Source organism: Pseudomonas bohemica (genome assembly GCF_002934685.1).
GTDB lineage: Bacteria > Pseudomonadota > Gammaproteobacteria > Pseudomonadales > Pseudomonadaceae > Aquipseudomonas > Aquipseudomonas bohemica.
This window is the reverse complement of record NZ_NKHL01000036.1, coordinates 1-1946: the sequence shown is the minus strand read 5'-3', so window position 1 is coordinate 1946 and position 1946 is coordinate 1. Positions and strand designations below refer to the sequence as shown.

Annotated in this window: 2 protein-coding genes; both read left to right on the top strand. The window is 59.5% G+C overall.

What is annotated here, in order from left to right:
* Nucleotides 1-2 precede the first annotated feature (2 nt).
* Entirely contained in the window at nucleotides 3-1436 is a 1434-nt protein-coding gene (locus CE491_RS00195; protein ID WP_110946383.1) for a replicative DNA helicase, read from the top strand.
* Entirely contained in the window at nucleotides 1423-1908 is a 486-nt protein-coding gene (locus CE491_RS00190; protein WP_110946382.1) for a hypothetical protein, read from the top strand. The genes CE491_RS00195 and CE491_RS00190 overlap by 14 nt, the downstream gene beginning before the upstream one ends.
* Nucleotides 1909-1946: the final 38 nt, after the last annotated feature.

The window sequence follows — 1946 nt, the reverse complement described above, 5'->3', positions numbered from 1 at the left end:
GCATGATGGATTATCCAGACATTGCCGAATCGACCTACCGCGAGGTACCCCACTCGGCGCTGTACAGCCACGATGCCGAATACGCACTGATCGGCAGCATGATCCATCAGCCGGATCTGATCGACGACGCTGGCGCTCGACTGGTGCCGAGTGATTTCCATCATCCGGCCTGCGGCGAACTCTTCGAAATCATGCTGGCGATGCGTTCAAAATCTTTGCAGGTCGATGTGGTAACGCTTTCCGACGCTCGATCGCACCTGGTCGACGGCCAAAGCACCCTGGCGGTTGCAGCCCACATCGCACAGAACACGCCAAGTGCGGCGAACTTCACCGCCTACAGCAAGATCGTCAAGCAAAGGTCGGTCGCTCGCCGGGTGATCACCGCCGCGCAGGTCATGAGCGAGCGCTTGCAGGATGGTGCCGCACTGGATGAGGTATTGAGCCAAGGCCAGCAGGCATGGATCGCGCTTGAAGCCGAAGGTCTGGATGCTCGGCGCCGATACCGCTTTATCGGCGAGATTCTGCCCGAAGCTGTCGACGGCATTGATCGGCGATTCAACAAGGAAGTGAGTCTCGGGTTTGATACTGGGCTTACCTCACTAGATGCGTTCATCCCCGGCATTTGCCCTGGGCACATGGTCGTCATTGCCGGCACGCCCGGCAGCGGGAAAACCACATTGGGCTTGAACATCGCCGAGCGTGTGGCGCTGGTCAAGCAAGTGCCGGCGCTGGTGTTCTCGATGGAAATGACCGATGTCGAGTTGACGAACCGTTCGCTCGCGTCGGTCGGTAGCGTCCAACTCAAGCACATCGCCGAGGGCCACTCGATGGCCGACTCGGACTGGCCAGGCCTGACGTCAGCAGTGAGCAAGCTCAACGATGCCCCGCTGATCTTCTGTGACGACTCGACGTTGACCCTGCGAGACATTCGCCAAATCTGTCGCACCGTCAAACGCGAGCATGGGCTTGGAATGGTCGCTATCGATTACATCGGCCTCATCAACGGCGAAAACAAATCATCAAGCCGTTATGAGCAAGTGACTGACATCTCGAAAGGGTTGAAGCGCTTGGCCAAGGAACTTGGTGTGCCTCTGGTGGTGCTGGCGCAGTTGAACCGAGGACCAGCCAGCCGCGCGAACAAGCGCCCGACCAAAAGCGACCTGCGCGACTCTGGCCAGATCGAGGCCGACAGCGATGTGGTGGTGCTGGTCCACCGTGATGGCGAATCGGAAGCGGGGCAGGCCGGGGTGACCGAGCTGATCGTCGACAAGAACCGCCACGGACCTACCGGCAGTTGCCGAGTGCAACACCAAGGCGCTTACCACCGGTTTGTTGAATTGATCCCCGGATCGTTCAGCGATGAGGACGTTGAGATGAACCGACCCACTTCGACCCGCAAATACGGCAAGGGGAGACCAGACCATGAAACTTTCTGATCTGTGGCCACGTTCCACATCAACAACCGTGATGCCCAAGCGTGACGCCGGCATGACGGTAACCGTTACAAAACGTGCTGGTGCTGCCGAGAAACGCCCAGTGAATGGTCCGCGCGAACTTCCACCGACGCTTCCTGAGTGCGAGCTGCTCGAGGAAGAACTTTGCCGCGACGCTATTCGTCTGGAGTGCCAAATCGGCGTTGCGGAGGGCTTGGCCAAGTCTGACGGGCACTACGCCGACCCGACCTGGTACCACCGGGCCAAGGCGGCGCTCAAGCACATCCAGCGCGATCGTCAACGGCTGATGGTTCACATGAAGCAACTGCGCATCCAGGCGCGCCGCAACGATCCCCATTGGCAAAGTCGGGACCAGATGCTGATTCGCGCGTTGCGCCAAGAATTGCCCAGTGGCCGCTTTGACCAGATCGTTGAAGAGGTCGAGATGAACATCGAAGCGGGGATCGGGCGATGAGTAATGTGACTGCGGCACAGCCGCGCAAAGCCATGAGC

Coding starts and splice junctions, on each gene's coding strand:
- CE491_RS00195 (WP_110946383.1), top strand. CDS start 3: ATGATGGATTATCCAGACATTGCCGAATCGACCTACCGCGAGGTACCC.
- CE491_RS00190 (WP_110946382.1), top strand. CDS start 1,423: ATGAAACTTTCTGATCTGTGGCCACGTTCCACATCAACAACCGTGATG.